Source organism: Serratia sp. JSRIV002, assembly GCF_019968725.1.
GTDB lineage: Bacteria > Pseudomonadota > Gammaproteobacteria > Enterobacterales > Enterobacteriaceae > Chania > Chania fonticola_B.
In genome coordinates this window covers 107,176-113,805 of the sequence record NZ_CP074145.1, presented here as the reverse complement: position 1 = coordinate 113,805, position 6,630 = coordinate 107,176, and the positions used below count along the sequence as shown (strand labels likewise).

Annotated in this window: 3 protein-coding genes and 4 pseudogenes; 3 read left to right on the top strand and 4 right to left on the bottom strand. The window is 46.9% G+C overall.

Translation table 11 applies throughout. The features are described from left to right. Positions 1 to 101 precede the first annotated feature (101 nt). Positions 102 to 653, bottom strand: coding sequence for a fimbrial protein (locus KGP26_RS29765; RefSeq protein WP_223665737.1), 552 nt, complete (start codon positions 651 to 653; stop codon positions 102 to 104). A gap of 125 nt (positions 654 to 778) precedes the next feature. Here KGP26_RS29765 and KGP26_RS29760 point away from each other — a divergent pair. The 3 genes and pseudogenes from KGP26_RS29760 to KGP26_RS29750 form a co-directional block, all read left to right on the top strand. Further along, positions 779 to 1,100 (top strand): annotated as a pseudogene (locus tag KGP26_RS29760) (IS1 family transposase); the annotation flags it as partial. A gap of 297 nt (positions 1,101 to 1,397) precedes the next feature. After that, positions 1,398 to 1,649, top strand: a pseudogene (locus KGP26_RS29755) (IS6 family transposase); the annotation flags it as partial. 315 nt (positions 1,650 to 1,964) lie between these two features. Next, a complete protein-coding gene (locus tag KGP26_RS29750) occupies positions 1,965 to 2,327 on the top strand; it encodes a hypothetical protein (protein ID WP_223665736.1) in 363 nt (120 codons plus the stop codon). A 377-nt stretch (positions 2,328 to 2,704) separates the two neighbouring features. On the opposite strand, the gene KGP26_RS29745 is transcribed toward KGP26_RS29750, so the two are convergent. The 3 genes and pseudogenes from KGP26_RS29745 to KGP26_RS29735 all read right to left on the bottom strand — a co-directional run. Beyond that, complete coding sequence (locus tag KGP26_RS29745) at positions 2,705 to 3,364, bottom strand: type II CAAX prenyl endopeptidase Rce1 family protein (RefSeq protein WP_223665735.1); 660 nt, start codon at positions 3,362 to 3,364, stop codon at positions 2,705 to 2,707. Between the two features lie 18 nt (positions 3,365 to 3,382). Further along, a pseudogene (locus KGP26_RS29740) lies at positions 3,383 to 5,459 on the bottom strand (peptidase domain-containing ABC transporter). Continuing rightward, positions 5,452 to 6,619 (bottom strand): annotated as a pseudogene (locus KGP26_RS29735) (HlyD family secretion protein); the annotation flags it as partial. The pseudogenes KGP26_RS29740 and KGP26_RS29735, both read right to left, overlap by 8 nt. Positions 6,620 to 6,630: the final 11 nt, after the last annotated feature.

The following is a 6,630-nucleotide window of genomic DNA, read 5'->3' as shown; positions in this document are numbered from 1 at the left end:
GAGCGAATTCAATAACCGAAGCCCTCTCTAATTTAAAAAACACCAAATTACCTTTATCTACAGTAATTTGGTGTTGGGAGTGACTTCTCTACAAGGTAAACTTAGAGGTAGGTCAGAGAGAAACTGGTCATTGCGCTATAGGTACCTGCAACAATGTCTTCACCATCTAGCTTAACGACTTGAGCAGAGAATAACAGGGAGTTATCGCCCGTGCGCAGACTGTAATCGTCTGATGTTGCTCCCACTTTAACGTGTTTATTAGATGAATCTAGCAGGCGAATGGCTAGCCCTTTAGCATCACCAGAGACTCCCAGGAAACCATTAGAACCGCCGACTGACATTCCATCAAAACGGACGTTAACTTTAGTTTCAGCTGTTGCCATCGGATCAAAAGAACAACCAATCAAGTTGATTTTGAAGCTTTTTGGCTTGCCATAACCTACTGTTCTTAACTGAGCATCAGCAATCTGGCCCATATCAATATGCTGGTTATCGCCATCTTCACCTGGAGCAAGGCCGCATGGTGCTTTGATAACTGAACCTTTAAACATGATCTCACCATTACCCTGTGCACCAGGAGGTACGTCAGCAAAAGAATAGGTAGAAATTGTTAATGATGCCAGAGCGGTTAGTGCGAGTAAGCGAAGTTTCATTTACATTAAATCCTTATAAGTGAGTAATATTAAAACACTGATGTTTAACAACCTGTATTGACAGGGTTATTATTGCAAAAACAGCTTGAGGAAAATCATTGAGTAGCGCAGAACGTAGATCCTAACTCATCTGCTGTGAAGCTGATGAGTAGTGGTCGTATGTCCGGTGCAAAAGCAATGAGCGATGGTTATTATATGCTTACGGTCGCATCCGAAAACGAGTTATTGCACATGCGTTTGTGCCCACGTAATGCTCAGACTTTAAAACGCCTTCTTGTACTATTGAGCCTGTTTAAGATCACTTTCTTCATGACTAACGCCTGGCCGGTACACCAAACACTGCTGGCTTCAACCAGCCATGTTGTAAGCAAAATGAACACCCTGCGGATAGAGCGTCATAATCTTAACTTGCGACCCCATCTCAAGCGGCTAGCTCGCAAAACTATCTAATGCTTGAGAAGGTTTTAACACCACAATCTTTAAATAAAAAACCTACTGCAAGCCTACTTATTGAACAAACATCAACATATGGTATTCTCATTTATTTTCAGAACATACCCCATATATAACATATAATAATTTTGCGGAAACATTGTCACCGATACAGCTTACTGATGCACTGTCCTTTTTTGGTAAGAATTAAAAGCTCTACATATGCTTCCCTCATACAAGCCAATAAAATAGGTTGTGTCGCATTAAGGAGTCGTTAGGTAAGATACTGTTTTTTTTCGATGTTACCTGACTATGCCTCTGATCCGAAAACCCTTCAGTCGTCTGCATTATCCCATTGATGTGATAGCCCTGTGCGTCCGCTGTTACCTGACTTACTCACTGAGTTTGCGCAACCTAGAGGAAATGATGGCAGAGCGTGGCGTTATCGTTGACCACTCGACATTGCACCGTTGGGTCATCCGTCTGGTACCGCTGCTGGATAAGGCCTTTCGCCGACATAAACGTCCCGTGGGGCATCGATGGCGAATGGATGAAACCTATATGGGGTTCTACGCCGGAACCGCCGAAATTTCTGACCTAGGGCAATAGTCCAAAGGCTTGTTGCAATTGCAGCTTAATTATTAACAACATAAAATAAAATTAAAGTCACGTAACAAACTGATTATATAATAATAAATTATTTATTATGCGGCACTCACAATCAATAGAAACAATGCAAACTAAAAAAACATAAACGGCAGTTCAACGGCACTGAATTATTACAATGAAATTTATTGCAAAATAATAATATATGGGTTACTGATTAGTGGCTTTACATAAGTTTACACATATCAGTTTCATCATCAAAAGGAGTTGTTTATGAAAGTTATTGATTCTTCTTTGTTAAATTATGTGTCTGGTGGTCGTGGTAACAACGGTGGTGATCGAACAGATAATGGCGGTCGGAACGACAGTGCCCGAAATTCTGGACGCGATAGTGCTACATATGCAGGAGCGGCAGCGGGCACTGCGATTGGGGCTTTAGCTGGGGGGCCGGTTGGGGGGCTCATTGGTGGCTTGATTGGTACTGTTGCCGGTGGTCAGAGCTATGATTCAGCTATGGGGGCAGTAGGTAAATACGGTAATAATGGCAATGGTGGCGGTGCGTTTGGCGGGGATGGTAACAAAAATAGTGTCAACGGCCAATGCCACTGGCAAATGCAAATAAAGAGGTTCTTTTGAACCTCTTTTTAGAGAGGTAAGTAATGTTTCATTATATTAAGCAATTCTTTTTTTCTTTATCATTTTCTTTTTAGGGATTTTTTAGAACTGAAATTTCCACAAACATAATAAAATCCAGTGTTTTTTCACTGATTACAGTTATCGCTATATTTTTATTCAGTAGCAGATGGTGGAAAAAAAAGTTCTGAAAATAAAAGATATAGAATAATTCTTTATTTAATACTTTTTAATTATCACTGTGATTGATGTTATGCGTGACTTGCGTACTTAATTATCACTCAGAATAATGGAATAAGTATTTATACTTCAACTAACTATTAATTTAGGGGGTATTTCACAAATAAATATAACATATCTTCTCAGCTCATTGATGAGTTCTACATTGCATAAACCCCCGTCCCCAATACAATGCCATTCATTGCCATATGCAGAAAGATTGGCATCATCAGCCCTCTAGATATGATCCTATCCGCTATAAAAATAATGGATATAAGAAAAAGAATAATTAACGTTCTGATATCCTGGTATTGTGTATGTAAAGCTGCAAATAGCGCCGAAGCAGCCAGCGATGCGATGTAAATGTTGCCTTGAAAAAAATTGAGCAGTGCCGTCAGTAAACACCCTCTAAACACCAGTTCCTCATAAACTGGTACGATGAACACTAACATGAGTAAATTCGACAAAAATAAGTTCCCCTTTACGGACTCTTGCTCCATCATCCAGTTCTCTGTTTTCCTTACATCCGTGATATAAGCCCCCGCTAGCTGAGCAAGTAGGATCATGGAAAGAAATACCAAAAACTGCGGAAAGCTAAAGCTTCCTCTACCCATATCATCTAGCTTTCTAAAGTAAATAACATACAAAGAAACAATAAAAGAGAACTCCAGCACATACAGAATAGGTAGTAATAAACCAGACTGCACGAGAGCGACTTTATCGGGAATAATAGCAGGGTAAAACGTTATCCCGACCAGGAGTAAAAACATGCAAAAACAAGTGAATGTCAATTTCGCATTTTTTCTCGTATCGTTATTCACTATTAAACAGCCTCATTTTCAACCCAAATTAATAACTCGGTCAACCGACGCAATTGTAGTCTCACGGTGCGCAATGATAACTCGCGTAATATTGAGACTCTGGATAGCCTGATTCACCACCGCCTCACTTTCTTTGTCCAGCGCACTGGTTGCCTCATCCATGAACAGGATCCCGGGCTTTTTGTAAATGGCTCTGGCGATGAATAGGCGTTGCTTTTGACCGCCAGACAACCCTTCGCCCAGCTCGCCGATCAGTGTTTCATACCCCATTGGCATGCGCATGATGACCTCATGCAGATAGCTGCCCTGGGCACATTCCTGCATCCAGTTTTCATCCATGACGTCCGTAAATCCGCAGATATTTTCCCGGATAGAACCGGAGAACAGCTTATCGTCTTGCATCACGCAAGCGATCATCTTGTGGTAGTTATTGCTTCCCAGTTGCTGAATATCGATGCCATTCACCTGAACCCTGCCGCTGTCGGGGGAAAAGAGCCCACACAAGACTTTCATTAGTGTGGTTTTTCCTGCACCGGAAGGTCCCACGATGGCCACGCCTTCTCCTGCCGCAACGGCGATGTCCAGTGCGCTGAAAATGGCCGGTGACTGGCTGTCGTAACGATAGCTCAGCGCATGAGTGCTCAGCGAAATTGGCTGCAGCCGAGCCTCATAGGGGTGGTCGGGTTTGCGATTTTCCCGCGGGTGCAGGACAATATCGGCAATACGCTCGTTGTGCAGGCTCATCATGCGCAACTGCAGTAAAAATGCAGTCAGCGAACCAATGCGATCAAAAAACTGCCCCCGGAATGCGCCGAACGCCACGAACATGCCGATGGTCATCTGATTGTCGATCACCAGACTGGTTCCCAGCCACAGGATCACCACCTGATCACAGGCGGTAATCAGGGTGTTGATGCCACCAAACAGCATGTCCATCTTGGTCACCCGGATACTGGTATTAATGCTGTCGATTTCAAGGTTAAGCCAGTGGGCACTACGCCTTTCCGCCATACCCTGCATCTTCACTGTGGCGATACCGTACAACGTTTCCATGAAATACGAGCCAGCCCGGGCGTTTCTCACCAGTGATTCCTCGGACAACTGCCGGTAGTAGCCATAGGTAAGCAAACGCAGCAACACGTACAGAGCAGTGAAAGACAGCACGATCCAAGTCAGCCATCCTCCGTACAACACCATCATCACCAGTACGCCGATCACCATGATACTATCCATGATGGCACCGACGATACTGGCCGTGAAGGTGCTGCGCAACGCATCCAGGGAGCCAAAACGCGACTGGATGTCACCCAATTTACGTCGTTCGAAATACCCCAGCGGCAAGCGCAACAGATGATTGAACAGTCCGGATTGCCACTGGACGTTGATGAGCGTTGTCATAACCAGCGACGACCAGGCGCGTACCATGCTGACCGCTGCACGCAGCAGAATAAAGAATAACAAGCCGATGCAGATGAGGGTCAACAGTCCGCGATCCCCGGCAGGGATCGCGTGGTCCATAACCAGCTGCGTGCCAATCGGCATCACCAGGTTGATGGTCTCGATCACTATCGACAGACAAAATATTTTGCCAAGTGTGCCCTTGAGTCCGTGCACACTGCCCATCAGCGTACTGAGGCTAAACCGGTTACGCTCAGTGCACGCTTTAAATGCGCTGCTTGGCCAGGCTTCAAGTGCCACGCCGGTAAAACTTTGCGACAACTCTGCCATACCCACGATTCGACGCCCACGCGCCGGCTCGTGTAAGACCGCACGGTTATGCCTGACGCTCACTAGCACCACAAAATGGTTGAACTCCCAGTGTAGTATGCACGGCATTTTCAGGGCACCAAGCTCGTCGATATCCAGCGACAGAGGGCGCGTGGCCAATCCCAGCTGCTCGGCGATGCTGGTTAGTCCGGACAAGGTGGCACCGCGCGCCGACAGATTAAACTGCTGGCGCAGTGCAATCAGATCAACGTTCTTGCCGTAGTGACCGCAAATCATCGCCAGGCAGGCTAGACCGCATTCTGAGGCTTCGGTTTGATGAACGCATGTCCAGTTGGCAGACCAGCCTTTTAAAGGTACGTTTACTCATTGACTGGCCCCGTTGCGCTGTGTTTCATGTCGTAAAACGGTGACAGCATCCATTGATAAATCCTCCTTTTTTTCCAGAAACAGGGTGCTCTGCGCTTTCATGCCGTTTTCCAGACTCAGACGTTTGCCGTTGTAGACAATGGCTTGTTTCTCCGGCCTGACAATCACTTTATAGTACGGCACCGCGGCGGTCAGTGCGGCTTGGGGGCCCCCTGGTAGGTCAGCATTTCCTGCGGTGAAGCCGGGGTTTTGGATATGACGGACACCGTACCGGCGAACTGACCGAATTTCTCCGCCGGAAAGGCGTCATAACGTACGTTGACCTTATCTCCAGTGGCAATGTAGGGGATGGCGTCGTTGGGCACCCAGAGTACCAGGGCATAGTGATCAATGTCATGCGGGAGCACCTGCAACAGGCTGTCACCGACGTTGACCATCTGTCCGACCGTGACACTTAGCGAATCGACACGACCTTCGGTCAGCGCGCAGACGATGATCGTCCCGCTGGCATCGATGTTCTGCAACTCTTTCTGTAGCTCATAGCGTTGCAACTCCATCTGATAAATCCGGTTGTCGAATTCGGCAGCCTGGGTGTGGATTTGGCTTTCCAGTGCGGTGTCTGCATGGCGTTTTGCTCGTTTTGGCCGGAGAGGCCCAGCAGGTTGTTTTGCTGCTGGTAATACAGCGCCACTTGATTGGTCAGCTGATCCTTGTTGATTAGTCCTTTGGTCTGATAGTGCCGGTAGTTCTCCATATTCTCCTTCATGATGCGGATCCCTTCCTGGGCCCTCCGGAGGATGTCGGTAGAGTGGGCGAACGCGGCGGTATACTGCGCCTTCTGTTTTTCTAACATCGGAAGAGTGGCCTGTTTGTTGCTTTCCAGCCGGCTGATGATTTGAGCAATGCGTGTCAGTTGGCCATCAATGTCCCGGCGCTGATTGTCGCTGACCACGCCGCTGCGCGTACTTTTGCTCACGTCGATCTGGAAAATGGGGCACCGGTTTTGATCGCTAGCCCTTCGGTGACGAATTGTTTGACCACCACACCCTGAACGGTGGAATAAACATTGGCAGCGCGCGGATAGGTACTGATCTCGCCGGTTACGTTGACCCGTCGGGTATAGGTGCCAGCGATGACGAAGGTGAGAAACGCGAGAACGTAGCGCACCTTCG